The sequence below is a fragment of the Thauera carbonicopians genome (assembly GCF_025699485.1).
Classification (GTDB): domain Bacteria; phylum Pseudomonadota; class Gammaproteobacteria; order Burkholderiales; family Rhodocyclaceae; genus Thauera.
On record NZ_JANUXN010000019.1, the window covers coordinates 36,381 to 50,063 of the forward strand.

Annotated in this window: 10 protein-coding genes and 1 riboswitch; of the genes, 7 read left to right on the forward strand and 3 right to left on the reverse strand. The window is 70.3% G+C overall.

Going from position 1 to position 13,683, the window contains the following annotated elements; translation table 11 throughout:
- Window positions 1–4: 4 nt before the first annotated feature.
- From sdhD to NX068_RS17975, 3 genes are all read right to left on the reverse strand, one after another.
- On the reverse strand, window positions 5–349 hold the full coding sequence (gene sdhD / locus NX068_RS17965) for a succinate dehydrogenase, hydrophobic membrane anchor protein (protein WP_263462637.1): 345 nt from the start codon (window positions 347–349) through the stop codon (window positions 5–7).
- The gene (sdhC, locus tag NX068_RS17970) at window positions 346–732 is read right to left on the reverse strand and encodes a succinate dehydrogenase, cytochrome b556 subunit (protein ID WP_263462638.1); all 387 of its coding nucleotides are present in this window, start codon (window positions 730–732) and stop codon (window positions 346–348) included. The genes sdhD and sdhC overlap by 4 nt, the downstream gene beginning before the upstream one ends.
- A gap of 283 nt (window positions 733–1,015) precedes the next feature.
- Window positions 1,016–2,146 carry a M48 family metallopeptidase gene (locus NX068_RS17975; protein WP_263462639.1) on the reverse strand — a complete coding sequence of 377 codons (1,131 nt, stop codon included), beginning with the start codon at window positions 2,144–2,146 and terminating at the stop codon, window positions 1,016–1,018.
- 569 nt (window positions 2,147–2,715) lie between these two features.
- Here NX068_RS17975 and NX068_RS17980 point away from each other — a divergent pair.
- The 7 genes from NX068_RS17980 to NX068_RS18010 all read left to right on the forward strand — a co-directional run bounded on the left by NX068_RS17980 (window position 2,716) and on the right by NX068_RS18010 (window position 13,683).
- A complete protein-coding gene (locus NX068_RS17980) occupies window positions 2,716–4,302 on the forward strand; it encodes a DEAD/DEAH box helicase (protein WP_263462640.1) in 1,587 nt (528 codons plus the stop codon).
- A gap of 91 nt (window positions 4,303–4,393) precedes the next feature.
- Window positions 4,394–4,606: riboswitch (cobalamin riboswitch) on the forward strand.
- A 184-nt stretch (window positions 4,607–4,790) separates the two neighbouring features.
- Window positions 4,791–5,750, forward strand: a complete 960-nt coding sequence (locus NX068_RS17985; protein WP_263462641.1) for an ABC transporter substrate-binding protein — start codon at window positions 4,791–4,793, stop codon at window positions 5,748–5,750.
- A complete protein-coding gene (locus tag NX068_RS17990) occupies window positions 5,747–6,802 on the forward strand; it encodes a FecCD family ABC transporter permease (protein WP_263462642.1) in 1,056 nt (351 codons plus the stop codon). The genes NX068_RS17985 and NX068_RS17990 overlap by 4 nt, the downstream gene beginning before the upstream one ends.
- Complete coding sequence (locus NX068_RS17995; protein ID WP_263462643.1) at window positions 6,799–7,689, forward strand: ABC transporter ATP-binding protein; 891 nt, start codon at window positions 6,799–6,801, stop codon at window positions 7,687–7,689. Before NX068_RS17990 ends, NX068_RS17995 begins: the two co-directional genes overlap by 4 nt.
- A 26-nt stretch (window positions 7,690–7,715) precedes the next feature.
- Window positions 7,716–8,807 carry a cobalamin biosynthesis protein CobW gene (gene cobW, locus NX068_RS18000; RefSeq protein ID WP_263462644.1) on the forward strand — a complete coding sequence of 364 codons (1,092 nt, stop codon included), beginning with the start codon at window positions 7,716–7,718 and terminating at the stop codon, window positions 8,805–8,807.
- Entirely contained in the window at window positions 8,807–12,601 is a 3,795-nt protein-coding gene (cobN, locus tag NX068_RS18005; protein WP_263462645.1) for a cobaltochelatase subunit CobN, read from the forward strand. The genes cobW and cobN overlap by 1 nt, the downstream gene beginning before the upstream one ends.
- The gene (locus NX068_RS18010) at window positions 12,598–13,683 is read left to right on the forward strand and encodes a magnesium chelatase ATPase subunit I (RefSeq protein ID WP_263462646.1); all 1,086 of its coding nucleotides are present in this window, start codon (window positions 12,598–12,600) and stop codon (window positions 13,681–13,683) included. Before cobN ends, NX068_RS18010 begins: the two co-directional genes overlap by 4 nt.

Below are 13,683 nucleotides of genomic sequence, written 5' to 3' on the forward strand. Positions count from 1 at the left end.
GTGCTCAGGCGAGCGGGGCGAAATGGGTGGCGAGCGTCAGCAGCACGCGCACGAGCACCGCGAACAGGATGAGCGCAAGCAACGTCAGCACGACCAGACGCAGGGCGCGGGGGTGGATGTAGTCGAGCACGATGTCGCGCATGCCGACCCAGGCGTGCGCGCACAGCGCAGCGAACAGCAGCATGATCAACGGGCCGCCGTGAAGGCCGGTGGCGAAAGCGTGCCAGCGCGCATGCTCGAGCGGCGGGCCGGACAGCAGCGCCAGGCTGCCGGCCGCGAGCAGGACCAGCACCAGCAGCGCGCTGATGCGCTGCACCAGCCAGGCGCTCTGGCCGCGGAACAGTCTCATGACAGCCCCCGCCAGGCCGCGAACAGGGCGGCGAGCAGCGCAATCGCCAGCACTGCGCGGGCGCTGGCACGTGCCGTACCGAGCGCGCTGCCGACGCCGACGTCCATCAGCAGGTGGCGGATGCCGGCGAGCAGATGGTGCGTTGCTGCCCATGCCAGGATCGTGCCGAGCACGATCCGCCACGGTGCCGGCAGCAAGCTGCGCAGGGCCTCGAACTGCGCTTCGCCACGCAGCGACATCTCCAGCCCGAGTGCCAGCGGCGGCAGGGCGAGGAAGAGCAGGACGCCGGAGACCCGGTGGAGGATCGATGCGATCGCACCGATCGGAAAGCGGATCCGGAAGAGATCCAGGAACACGGGGCGCGAGTCGCCGGGTTTCGCCATGCCCTCCTCCCTCATCCGCTCTGCAGCGGCTGTGCGAAGTCTGCCGGAGCCGCATCTGCGCCGGCTTCTCGTCTGACCATAGACCATGAAACGGGAAAAGGCTGCTCAGGCGGAGGTCGGAAGCATCGGGGGAGGGGCGCCGTCGAACCGTGCCCGGGCCAAGCCATGGCCGTGCGTCCAGAGAGCTTTCATCGGGCCGTGTTCTGAGCGGTCCGGCGTCGGGCCGATGAGCGTCGTGCCTGGCATCGTGGTCACGGCGCTTCCGGCCTGCGAGGCGCTCCTCTCAGCCTTCGAACATCTCGTAGCGCCTGCGCCTGTTCTTGCGCCACGCCCGCCACCAAGCGCGGTCGAAGGACATCGCCAGGCGCGGCAGCATCGGCGCGAGGAAATGCACGGCGGCCGAAGTCCCTTCGCCCTCGGGTACCCGGCAAGGCACGCGCAGCGCGCTCAAACGCTGCTGCAGGGACGGATGAAAGGCGTAGCGCTCGTCCAGGCTCTCCTCGACCGCCACCGCATGGTCGGACACCGTGCGCATGAAACCCGCCTCCACACCGAGCGCCATGTCGCGGAACGGCCACAATGCCGGCCGCGCGCGGCTGGCATTGTAGGCCTCGATCTGCGGCCAGAAATCGTGTTCGAGGAAATGCGACTTGAGGCTGACTTCGACCAGCGCTTCGCCCATCAGGTCATGGCCGACGAGCTCGGCCGCAATGGCATCCGCCTCGAACTCCTCGATGCGCGCCAGGCGCAGCATCTGGACGCAGAAGCCGACCGACTTCTCGTCCAGCCACGGCGCGATGCAGGCAAACCCGGTGCTCGCACGATCCAGGGTCCGCGCCCACCACGCGCGCAATGCTCCGGCGACACCGGCCCAGCCGCGCCGCTGGGCCGAAAGATGCCCGAGCTCATGGGCCAGTACCGCGGTGAACTGTGCCGGCGACAGGCTGTGCGCAAGCGGCAGGCCGATCATCAGGCAGGTGCTCAGCGGCCCGGCCATGCCCCAGGCAGGCCGCTGGTGGATGTGCGCGTTCATGTCGTCGGTGATGAACACCTGCTGGATCGGCTCGATGCCCAGCCGGGCGGCCATGGTATCGAGCAGCGCAAACAACCGCCCGGCCGTCTCGCGTGTCAGGCAGATGCCCTGCGGCCGGGGAGGTGCGCTGAACAGGACGTCGGCGACCGCGGCGCTACACAGCGACAGCAGCACCGCGCACAGGCTCCACAAGCCGCTGGCGAAGGGATGGCCGCTGACGACCGCGTCCCAGCTGCAGGCCAGCGCATGCACCACCCCACCGACCAGGGCGGCGAGCAACAGCATGCCTCCCGCCAGACCCGCCAGGGCAAGCAAGGTCAGACGCCGGGCGAGGCGTGCGCGTAATACGAACAGCCTTTTGCCGGAAGCGGGCGATTTCATGGGAAATGGAGTACCTGAGAACATAGAGCACCATTCTGAACCAGGAACTTTAACGCATTCCACGCAGGGTTCTCAGCCGGCACGGCCGGGCTTCCGGCACCGTGCAGCACCTTCCTCCGCCCGGGCAAACGCGGCATCTCCTCCATGCCTCTTCCTGCACGCAAGCACCGGCGCCCCTCCATGCTTTTTAATTATGTGTTACGAATTATTCCGAACGGATTTTCATTTTGCAACATATTTTTTTGGCATAGTTTGATTTTGCTCTGCAGCAAGGGCTTTCGGGCGGCATGGCAGGGGCCAGGCAGCGACTGTCGCCGGCAGCCCCCTGCCAGCCCAGGCATCGATTCGGGCACAGAGGCGATGCCGTCCGAGATGCGCCTTCACGCTGCTGTGCACAAAAAGCTCGCATCAAACCCGCATAGCCTCTATAGTGCCGGCTCGCCGTGGCTTGACCGATCGACCGCGGCGGCTCCTGCAACGATCCGGCCGGCGCCCGCCGCGGATCTCTCCCGCCAGCCCGGATTGGTGTCGCCACGAATGCGCGACGGACTGGCGCCGGACACCATCGAATGAATTCCGAAGTCGTCACTTTCGCCAGCCTCGGGCTGGCCGAACCCATCCTGCGCGCCATCGGCGAAGCGGGCTATACCTCGCCGACGCCGATCCAAGCCCAGGCCATTCCGCAAGTGCTCGCCGGTGGCGACCTGCTCGCCGCCGCCCAGACCGGCACCGGCAAGACCGCCGGTTTCACGCTGCCGCTGCTGCACATGCTGTCGCAGACCCACGCCCACCCGCATCCGCCCGGCCGCCCGCGCTGCCTGATCCTGACGCCGACGCGCGAACTCGCCGCCCAGGTCGAGGAGTCGGTCAAGACCTACGGCAAGCATCTGCCGCTGAGTTCGCTGGTGATGTTCGGCGGCGTCAACATCAACCCGCAGATCGGCGCGCTGAAAAAGCGCGTGGACATCCTGGTCGCCACTCCCGGCCGCCTGCTCGACCACGTCGGGCAGAAAACCGTGGACCTGTCCGGCGTCGAGATCCTGGTGCTGGACGAAGCCGACCGCATGCTCGACATGGGCTTCATCCGCGACATCCGCAAGGTGCTCGCGCTGCTGCCGAAGAAGCGCCAGAACCTGCTGTTCTCGGCCACCTTCTCGGACGAGATCCGCGAGCTCGCCCACGGCCTGCTGCACGATCCGGCCACGGTCGAAGTCGCGCCGCGCAACACCACCGCCGAACGCGTCGACCAGGCGGTCTACATGATCGGCCAGAAGCAGAAGCGCGAACTGCTGGCCCACCTGATCAAGGAAAAGCAGTGGTTCCAGGCGCTGGTGTTCACCCGCACCAAGCATGGCGCCAACAAGCTCGCCGAATACCTCACCAAGCACGGCATCGCCGCCGCCGCGATCCACGGCAACAAGAGCCAGGCAGCGCGCACGCGGGCACTGGCCCAGTTCAAGGACGGTTCGCTGCCGGTGCTGGTAGCGACCGACATCGCCGCGCGCGGCCTCGACATCGACCAGTTGCCGCAGGTGGTCAACTTCGAACTGCCCAACGTGCCGGAAGACTATGTGCACCGCATCGGCCGCACCGGCCGCGCCGGCGCCGCCGGCAACGCGATCTCGCTGGTCGATGACGAAGAGATCAAGCTGCTGACCGCGATCGAGCGCCTGATCAAGCGCCGCATCGACCGCGCCGTGGCCGAGGACTTCGTGCCCAGCGCCGGTGCCGAAGCGGCCCACGACGCCGACCACCAGCGCGAACCCTTGCAACGCCGTGGCGGCGGCCGTCCCGGCCAGGGCCGCAATGGCGCCCAGCCCGGCGCACCGCGCGGCGATCGTGCCAACGCCGGCGGACGCGGCACCGGCCAGGGCAAGCCGGGCAGCCGCTCGCAGCCGCGCCGCGGCGAGGCGGACGGCAACCGCGCGCCGCGCAGCAGCGAGTCACGCGAGATCAACGGCAACCGCACGCAGCCCTCGCGCCCCGATGTGGACGGCAACCGCATTTCCCATGCGCCCCGCCGCGGTGAGGTCAACGGCAACCGCGCTGTCGACAACCGCCGCACGGACGTCGATGGCAATCGCGCCCGCGCCAGCCGTCCCGCCGCGCCGCGCGCAGCCTTGTTCTCCGCCAAGCCCGGCAGCGGCAACCGCTGAGCATGAAGCGCCGGGGCAGCGCGGCCGCGCGCGCCCCGGCCCACTCCCACCCGGCTCGCGGCTTGCCAAACCCCCCGGCCCTCACTTAAGCTTCGCGCGCATTCGATCCAGGTGCCCTGTCACGCCGTCGCGGACAGGGTGAAACGGGAAGTCCGGTGATACCGCCTCCAGCGGCCATTCCGGCGCAGCCCCCGCTGCTGTAGTCCTGACGGATTCCGCCCCCTGCCACTGGGCCATGCCCGGGAAGGCCGCGGACATCCGGACGAAGGAGAGCCAGAAGACCGGCCTGGTCGATTGAAGGTCACTGCCCCGGGGTGCGGGCGATCGCCGTCTGGCCTGCCGTCCCGGCTTTGGCCTTCCGTTCTCCGTCCCCAGGCCGATCGTCGCCACAGCCGCAGCCATGGACCAGGACAGCAAGCACCACGACATCTCTTCTTCCCACGCCTTCGGGGCCGGCACGGCGCAAGCGCCCGGCGCCGGCGGCTGAGATGGCCGTGCGCCTGCTCGCCGCGCTGCTGGCCATGCTGCCCGGCACTTTCGCCTTCGCTGCGTCCAGCGCAGCACTGCCGCGCGTGATGTCGACCAACCTGTGCGCCGACATGCTGGTGCTCGGCCTCGCCGACCCGGCGCAGATCGTCTCGGTGTCGCGCAAGAGCCAGGACCCGCGCCGTACCGACATGTACGAACAGGCTCGCCGCCATCCCGTCAACGACGGCAGCGCCGAGGAAGTGCTGGCCCTGCGCCCCGATGTCGTGCTGGCGTCGCGGCGCTGGCAGGCACGCCACCAGGCCGCGCTGTTCGAGCGCCACGGCATCGAGATCGTCACCGTGCCCTACCCCACCGACTGGGACGGCATCTTCGCCAGCACCCGGCAGATCGCCGGTCGGCTCGGCCGCAGCGCCGCCGGCGAGGCGCTGGTGGCGAACGTCCAGGCCCGCATCGCCCACCTGCAGGCGAGCACGCATCCGGCCCGCGCGCTCTACCTGCGCCCCAACGGCGGCACTGCCGGCGCCGACACCTATGTCGACGCGGTGCTCCAGGCCGCCGGCGTGCGCAACCATGCCGCCGAGTCCGGCCGCCGCGGCTGGGGCCGGGTCGCGCTGGAGGACGTGATCACCGACCCGCCCGATGTCTTCGTCGTCAGCAGCATGCTGAACGACACCGCCTATGCCCGCTCCGGCTTCGCCCGCCATCCGCTGATGCGGACGCTGCTCGCCGAACGCCAGGTGGTGCGCATGGACGGCAACGACTGGGGCTGCAGCAACTGGCAGCTCATCGAGGCCGCCGAAGACATCGCCGCACAATTGGCCCGCCTGAGCCCGCCAGCCCCGATGCCCTTCAGCCGGGCACCCCTGAGCCGGGCGCCTTTCTACCCTGGCCGAGCAGGAGTGGAAGAAACAAGCGCCACACAGCCAATCACGGCCTCACCGGCACGGATACCACAATGACGGCCGGCCAAGCCACATCCCACGCACCGCTGCCGCGCACCAGCCAACGCGCGCTGCCGCTCAACGGCCTGCTCGCGCTGGCCCTGCTTGCGCTCGCACTGGTCTCGCTCGGCATCGGCCCGGTGCAACTGGCTCTGACCGACGTCGCCGCCGCGCTGCTGCCGGTCGGCGATGGCGCGTCCGAAGCGCTGGCCCGCCAGCATGCCATCGTCGCCGAGATCCGCCTGCCGCGCGTGCTGCTGGCGATCCTGGTCGGCGCCTCGCTCGGCATGTCGGGCGCGGCGCTGCAGGGCCTGCTGCGCAATCCGCTCGCCGAGCCGGGCCTGCTCGGCATCAGCTCCAGCGCCAGCCTGGGCGCAGTGCTGTGCCTGTACTTCGGCCTCGCCCAGTTGACGCCCTGGCTGCTGCCGGCGGCGGCGATGAGCTGCGCCGGCCTGGCGACGCTGGTGCTGTACCGCATCGCCCGCCGCGGCACCGGCAACCTGACGCTGATCCTCGCCGGCGTGGCGCTGTCCTCGCTGGCCGGCGCGCTGACTTCGCTGGCGATCAACCTCGCCCCCAACCCGACCGACGTCCAGGACATCGTGCTGTGGCTGCTCGGCTCGCTGGCCGACCGCAGCTTCGACGACATCCGCCTGTGCCTGCCTTTCGTGCTCGCCGGCCTGGCCCTGCTGGCCGCCTGCGGACGCGACCTCGATGCGCTGTCGGTGGGCGAGGACGAAGCCGCCAGCATGGGCGTCAATCTCGCCCGCCTGCGCGCGCAGGTGGTCGTCGGCACCGCGCTGTGCGTCGGCGCCAGCGTCGCCGTGACCGGCGCGATCGGCTTCGTCGGCCTGGTGGTGCCGCACATGCTGCGCCGCGCGGTGGGCTACCACCCGGCGCGCCTGCTGGTGTCGAGCGCGCTCGGCGGTGCAGTGCTGCTGCTGGCCGCCGACGTCGTGCTGCGCCTGGTCAGCGGCGGCTTCGAACTGATGCTGGGCGTGGTCACGGCGCTGATCGGCGCGCCCTTCTTCTTCGTGCTAGTGCTGCGCGAACGGCTGGGGCAGGCATGACGCGGCTGCTCATCGAATCCCTCTTCGTGCGCCACGGCAGCGCGACCCTGGTCGACGGCGTCTCCGCCGAAATCGGCCAGGGCGAACTGTTCGGCCTGATCGGCCCCAACGGCGCCGGCAAGAGCAGCCTGCTGCGGGCGGTGGCGCAGTTGCTGCCGCACCAGGGCGCGGTCGGGCTCGATGGCACGCCGCTGGCCGCGCTGTCGCCGCGCCAGCGCGCCACCCGGCTGGCCTATCTCGCCCAGGGCGACCATGCCGCCTGGCCGCTGACGGTGCGCGACTTCGTCGCCCTCGGCCGCCTGCCGCACCGCCCGCGCTGGCGCGCGGCGCCGGACGGCGACGAGGTCGTCGCCCAGGCGATGGCCCAGATGCGGCTGGAAGCGCTGGCCGAGCGCCGGCTCGACCAATTGTCCGGCGGTGAGCGCGCTCGCGCCCGGCTGGCACGCGCCCTGGCCGTCGATGCGCCGCTGCTGCTGGCCGACGAGCCGGTCGCGGCACTCGACCCCTTCCACCAGTTGAGCGTGATGGAACTGCTGCGCGAGCAGTGCGCGCTCGGCCGCACGGTGATGGTGGTGCTGCACGACCTGACGCTGGCGAGCCGCTTCTGCCACCGCGTGCTGCTGATGGACCACGGCCGCGCCGTGGCCTGCGGCGCCCCGCGCACCGTGCTCACCGCCGCCAACCTGCAGCGCGTGTACCAGGTGCAGGCAATGCTGGGCGAGCACGAACGCCAGCCCTACGTCGTGCCCTGGCGCTGCCGGCCCGAAGGCGCGGCACAAGCACCTGAGAACGATGTGGGCGCATCGGCGCCTGCACCCTCCAGCAAAGATTCGCATGCCGGAACGGCTGCTCCGCCCGCAAGCGCGTTCGCATCCCCTAGCCACTGAATTCCCGACCTTCCAGGAGAAACTCCATGTCCGTCCAGGCCAGAATCCCCGCCACCATCGTCACCGGCTTCCTCGGCAGCGGCAAGACCACGCTGCTGCGCCACATCCTGAACAATGCCGACGGCCGCCGCATTGCCGTGATCGTCAATGAGTTCGGCGAGCTCGGCATCGACGGCGACATCCTGCGCGGCTGCGGCATCGGCTGCGACGAGGACGGCCAGGAGCGCCCGGGCGAACTGTTCGAGCTGGCCAACGGCTGCCTGTGCTGCACCGTGCAGGAAGAGTTCTACCCGGTGATGCGCGAGCTGATCGCGCGCCGCGGCGAGATCGACCACATCCTGATCGAGACTTCCGGCCTGGCCCTGCCCAAGCCGCTGGTGCAGGCCTTCAACTGGCCCGAGATCCGCAACGCCTGCACCGTGGATGCGGTCGTCACCGTGGTCGACGTGCCCGCCGCCGCGTCCGGCCAGTTCGCCGCCAACCCGCCGGCGGTCGATGCCCAGCGCCGCGCCGATCCCAACCTGGATCACGAATCGCCGCTGCACGAGCTGTTCGAGGATCAGTTGTCGGCCGCCGACCTGGTCGTGCTGTCCAAGACCGACCTCGCCGACGCCGAGGCCCGCGCCCGCGTCGAAGCCCTGGTGCGCGAGGAGCTGCCGCCCGAAGTGAAGATCGTCGCCGCCGACCAGGGCCGCATCGACCTCGGCATCGTGCTCGGCCTCGGCGCCGCCTCGGAAGAGAACATCCACCTGCGCCAGAGCCACCACGATCACGAGGAAGGCGAGGAGCATGACCACGATCACGACGCCTTCGACTCGGTGGTCATCGATCTGCCGCTGGTCGAGCGCGAGCGCCTGCTCGAGATCCTGCACACGCTCACCGCCGAAAAGGCCATCTACCGCGTCAAGGGTTTCGTCGCCCTGCCCGGCAAGCCGATGCGCCTGGTGGTGCATGGCGTCGGCCGCCGCTTCGACAGCTACTTCGACCGCCGCTGGCTGGCCGACGAAACACCGCGCACCCACCTGGTGCTGATCGGCGAAGACCTCGATGCCGACACCCTGCGCGACGCCCTGAACGCGGCCGCCATCGCCGCCGACGCCCCGGCCGGAGCCGCCTGATGCACCTGCTCGCGGCCCAGCCCGGCGGCTTCGTCGACGACGCCTCGATCATCACGCGCATCGCGCAGGATCCGGCCGACATCGTCGTCCTCAGCGCCGCCGACACCACGCTGGCGCTGCTCGCCGCCGCCTGGCCGGCCGCGAGCGAGGGCATCGAAGGTTTTCCGACCCTGCGGCTGGCCAACCTGCTGCACCTGCGCCAGCCGGCGTCGGTCGACCTCTACCTCGACGACGTGCTGCAGCACGCCCGCGTCATCGTCATCGACCACCTCGGCGGCGAAAGCTACTGGCCCTACGGCACCGAGCGCATCGGCGAACTGTGCCGCGCGCGCAGCATCGCGCTGGTGATGTTCTCCGGCGACACCACCGAAGACAGCAACCTGCTGCAGAAGAGCACGGCCGATGCCGACACCTGCCGCACGCTGTGGCGCTACCTGCGCGAAGGCGGACCGGCCAACGCGCGCGCCTTCCACCAGTTCCTCGCCGCGCAGTTCTTCGCGCTGCCCTTGCCGGTGCCGCCGCCGCGGCCGCTGCCCTCGGTGGCGGTGTTCCACCCGCGCCAGGAGCTCGGCTCGGTGGAAAGCTGGCGCGGCGACTGGCAGCCCGGCGCACCCTGCGTCGCCGTGCTGTTCTACCGCGCCCACCTGCAGGCCGGCAACACCGCGGTGTTCGCCCACCTGTGCGACACGCTGGCCGCACGCGGCATGAACCCGCTGCCGATCGCGCTGCTGTCGCTGAAGGACGCGCTGTGCGCCGACACCCTGCGCCGGCTGTGCCGCGAACACGAGGTGGCGCTGATCCTCAACACCACCGCGTTCTCGCAGTCCGCGCTCGACGATCCCGGCGACCATGCGCTGGTCGACGACATCCCGGTGCTGCAGGTCATTCTGTCCGGCGGCAACGAGGAAGGCTGGCGGAGCGATCCGCACGGCCTGGCGCCGCGCGACATCGCCATGCACATCGCCCTGCCCGAAGTGGACGGCCGCATCATCAGCCGCGCGGTCAGCTTCAAGGGCTTGTCGCACCGCTGCGAACTGACCCAGTGCGACGTCGTGCAATACCGTCCGCAACCCGAGCGCATGGCCTTCGTCGCCGAGCTGGCGCGGCGCTGGTGCCGGCTGCGCGCGCTGCCCAACGCCGACAAGCGGCTGGCGCTGATCCTGGCCAACTACCCCAGCCGCGAAGGCCGGCTGGGCAACGGCGTCGGCCTCGACACCCCGGCCTCGGTGATCACCATCCTCGAACGCCTGCGCGACGAGGGCTATGCCACCGAGGCCATCCCGGCCGACGGCGACGCACTGATGCTGCAGTTGAAGGAAGGCATCACCAACGATCCCGAGCAGTGGGCCTTACGCCCGGCGCGGCAGAGCCTGGCGATGGAGACCTACCTCGCTTTCTTCGAGCGCCTGCCGCAGGCCGTGCGCAACGCGGTAAACGAGCGCTGGGGCCCGCCGGCCGACGACCCGATGACACGCCGGGGCCGCTTCATGATCGCCGGGCTGCGCTGCGGCCAGGTCTTCGTCGGCATCCAGCCCGCGCGCGGCTACGAGCTCGATGCCCAGGCCAGCTACCACGACCCCGACCTGGTGCCGCCGCACCACTACCTCGCCTTCTACTGCTGGCTGCGCGAAGTCTGGCGCAGCGACGCCATCGTGCACGTCGGCAAGCACGGCAACCTCGAATGGCTGCCGGGCAAGAGCGTGGCGCTGTCGGACGAATGCTGGCCCGACGTCGCCTTCGGCCCGCTGCCCCACCTCTACCCCTTCATCGTCAACGACCCCGGCGAAGGCACCCAGGCCAAGCGCCGCGCCCAGGCGGTGATCATCGACCACCTGATGCCGCCGCTGACCCGCGCCGAAAGCTACGGCCCGACGCGCGACCTCGAACGCCAGGTCGACGAATACTACGAAGCGCTGATGCTCGACCCGCGCCGCGCCGAGCTGCTGCGCCGCCAGATCCTCGACCACATCCTGCGCCACGACCTGCACCGCGATCTCGGCTTCGACGAGCCGCAGACGGCCGAGGAAGAGCAGCGCCTGCTCAACCGCACCGACGCCTACCTGTGCGACCTGAAGGAAGCGCAGATCCGCGACGGCCTGCACATCTTCGGCCGCTCGCCCACCGAACGGCTGCGGCGCGACACCCTGCTCGCGCTGGCGCGCCATCCGGTCGGCGACGGCCGCGGCGGCAAGGAAGGCCTGACCCGCGCGCTGGCGACCGACCTCGGCCTGTGCGGCGAGGATGGCAACAACAGCTTCAACCCGCTCGACTCCGACTGGGGCCAGCCCTGGCACGGCCCGCGCCCGGCCGTGCTCGCAGAACTCGGCGACGGCCTGTGGCGCAATGCCGGCGATACCCGCGAACGGCTCGAACTGCTGGCATTGCAGGTGCTGGAACAAGGCCTGCCGGCAGGCCACGACTGGCCGCTCGCCGGCGCCGTGCTCGAGCGCATCGACCACGAACTGCGCCCGCGCCTCGACGCCTGCGGTGAACAGGAACTGCTGCAACTGACGCGCGGCCTCGCCGGCCGCTTCGTGCCGCCGGGGCCGAGCGGGGCGCCCACCCGCGGCCGCCCCGACGTGCTGCCGACCGGGCGCAACTTCTACTCGGTCGACACCCGCGCCGTGCCCACCCAGACCAGTTGGGCGCTCGGCCTGAAGTCCGCCGCGCTGCTGGTCGAACGCTATGTGCAGGAGCACGGCGACTACCCGCGTGCGATCGGCCTGTCGGTATGGGGCACGGCGACGATGCGCACCGGCGGCGACGACATCGCCCAGGCCTTCGCGCTGATCGGCGTGCGGCCCAAATGGGCCGACGGCAGCCACCGCGTGGCCGACTTCGAGATCCTGCCGATGTCGCTGTTCGACCGTCCGCGCATCGACGTCACGCTGCGCGTGTCCGGCTTCTTCCGCGACGCCTTCGCCAACGTCATCCGCCTGTTCGACGCCGCGGTGCAGGCCGTCGCCGAGCTGGACGAAGCCGAGGACGTCAACCCGATCCGCGCCCGCATCCTGCGCGAAGCCGCCACACTGGCGGCCGAAGGCATGGATGCGAGCGAGGCCCGCCGCCACGCCGGCCACCGCATCTTCGGCGCCAAGCCCGGTGCCTACGGCGCCGGCCTGCAAGGCCTGATCGACGGCCGCAACTGGGACGACGACGCCGACCTCGCCACCGCCTGGCTCGAATGGGGCGGCCACGCCTACGGCCAGCACGACTACGGCAGCGAGGCCCGCAGCACCTTCGCCCGCCGCCTGTCCGGCATCGACCTGGTGATGCAGAACCAGGACAACCGCGAGCACGACCTGCTCGACTCCGACGACTACTACCAGTTCCAGGGCGGCATGACCGCCGCGGTGCGCCACCTGTCCGGCAGCCAGCCGGCGGTGTATTTCGGCGACCACGCCAACCCGCAGGCACCGGTGGTGCGTTCGCTGGAGGAGGAAATCAGCCGCGTCGTGCGCTCGCGCGTGACCAACCCGAAATGGATCGCCGGCATCAAGCGCCACGGCTACAAGGGCGCGTTCGAGATGGCGGCCACGGTCGATTACCTGTTCGCCTTCGACGCCACCGCCCGCGTCGTCCGCGACGACCAGTACGCCCGCGTCGCCGACGCCTACATCGAAGACACCCACACCCGCGACTTCCTGCAGCGCCACAACCCCGATGCGCTGCGCGAGATGTGCGAACGCCTGCTCGAAGCCATGCAGCGCGGCCTGTGGCAGGAACCCGGCGACTGGCGCGAACGCATCGAGCAGCACCTGCTCGCCGCCGAACAGCATCTGGAAAAACGATGAACGCCTCCACGACCTCCGCCGTGCCCCACTATCCTTTCGCCGCGCTGCACGGCCAGCCGCGCCTGCGCACCGCGCTGCTGCTCGCCGCCGTCGACCCGCTGATCGGCGGCGTGCTGATCGAAGGCCCGCGCGGCACGGCCAAATCCACCAGCGCACGTGCGCTCGCCGAACTGCTGCCGAAGGAGCACGGCGGCGGCCGCTTCGTCGACCTGCCGCTGGGTACCAGCGAAGAACAGCTCGTCGGCTCGCTCGACCTCGAAGCTGCGCTGCAGGACGGCCAGGTGCGCTTCCGCCCCGGCCTGCTGGCCCAGGCCCACGACGGTCTGCTCTACATCGACGAAGTCAATCTGCTCGCCGACGGCCTGGTCGATCTGCTGCTCGACGTCTGCGCCAGCGGCACCAACCGTGTCGAACGCGACGGCGTCTCGCACCAGCACCCGGCAAGGCTGACCCTGGTCGGCACCATGAACCCGGAAGAAGGCGAGCTGCGCCCGCAACTGCTGGACCGCTTCGGCCTGTTCGTGCACCTGGACGAGGCCATCGCCCCCGCCGCACGCCAGGCCATCGTGCGTGCCCGGCTGGCCTTCGATGCCGACCCGGCCGGCTTCGTCCGCCGCTTCGAGGCCGAACAGCGCGAGCTTGCCGGGCGCATCGCCCGCGCCCGCACGGCACTGGCCGGCATCGATTTCAGCGACGCGACCCACGACCGCGTCGCGACGCTGTGCCATGCCGCGCAGGTCGAAGGCGTGCGCGCCGACCTCGTGATGCTGCGCGCTGCGCGTGCCCACGCCGCGCTCGACGGCCGCAGCGAGATCACCGATACCGACATCGACGCCGTGGCCGAACTGGTGCTCGCCCATCGCCGCAAGGCAGCCGAGGATGTTCCGCCGCAGCGCCGCGACGAATCGGCGCCTAACGACACCCCCCAACGCAAGGATGCCGCGAACGATCAAACGGATCCGGGCGACTCCACCAACACCGAGCAGCAGGACCAACAGGACGACTGGGGCGCCCTGCCGCCGCAGCCTGTGCCCATCCAGGCCGTCAAGAATGTCAGGCCACTACGCCCAAAAAAGCCCTGA

Excerpts from the sequence above, each read along its gene's own strand:
- NX068_RS17995 (WP_263462643.1), top strand. The coding sequence starts at position 6,799 with ATGACGCGGCTGCTCATCGAATCCCTCTTCGTGCGCCACGGCAGCGCG.
- NX068_RS17980 (WP_263462640.1), top strand. The coding sequence starts at position 2,716 with ATGAATTCCGAAGTCGTCACTTTCGCCAGCCTCGGGCTGGCCGAACCC.
- NX068_RS17990 (WP_263462642.1), top strand. The coding sequence starts at position 5,747 with ATGACGGCCGGCCAAGCCACATCCCACGCACCGCTGCCGCGCACCAGC.
- NX068_RS17975 (WP_263462639.1), bottom strand. The coding sequence starts at position 2,146 with ATGAAATCGCCCGCTTCCGGCAAAAGGCTGTTCGTATTACGCGCACGC.
- sdhD (WP_263462637.1), bottom strand. The coding sequence starts at position 349 with ATGAGACTGTTCCGCGGCCAGAGCGCCTGGCTGGTGCAGCGCATCAGC.
- sdhC (WP_263462638.1), bottom strand. The coding sequence starts at position 732 with ATGGCGAAACCCGGCGACTCGCGCCCCGTGTTCCTGGATCTCTTCCGG.
- NX068_RS18010 (WP_263462646.1), top strand. The coding sequence starts at position 12,598 with ATGAACGCCTCCACGACCTCCGCCGTGCCCCACTATCCTTTCGCCGCG.
- NX068_RS17985 (WP_263462641.1), top strand. The coding sequence starts at position 4,791 with ATGGCCGTGCGCCTGCTCGCCGCGCTGCTGGCCATGCTGCCCGGCACT.
- cobW (WP_263462644.1), top strand. The coding sequence starts at position 7,716 with ATGTCCGTCCAGGCCAGAATCCCCGCCACCATCGTCACCGGCTTCCTC.
- cobN (WP_263462645.1), top strand. The coding sequence starts at position 8,807 with ATGCACCTGCTCGCGGCCCAGCCCGGCGGCTTCGTCGACGACGCCTCG.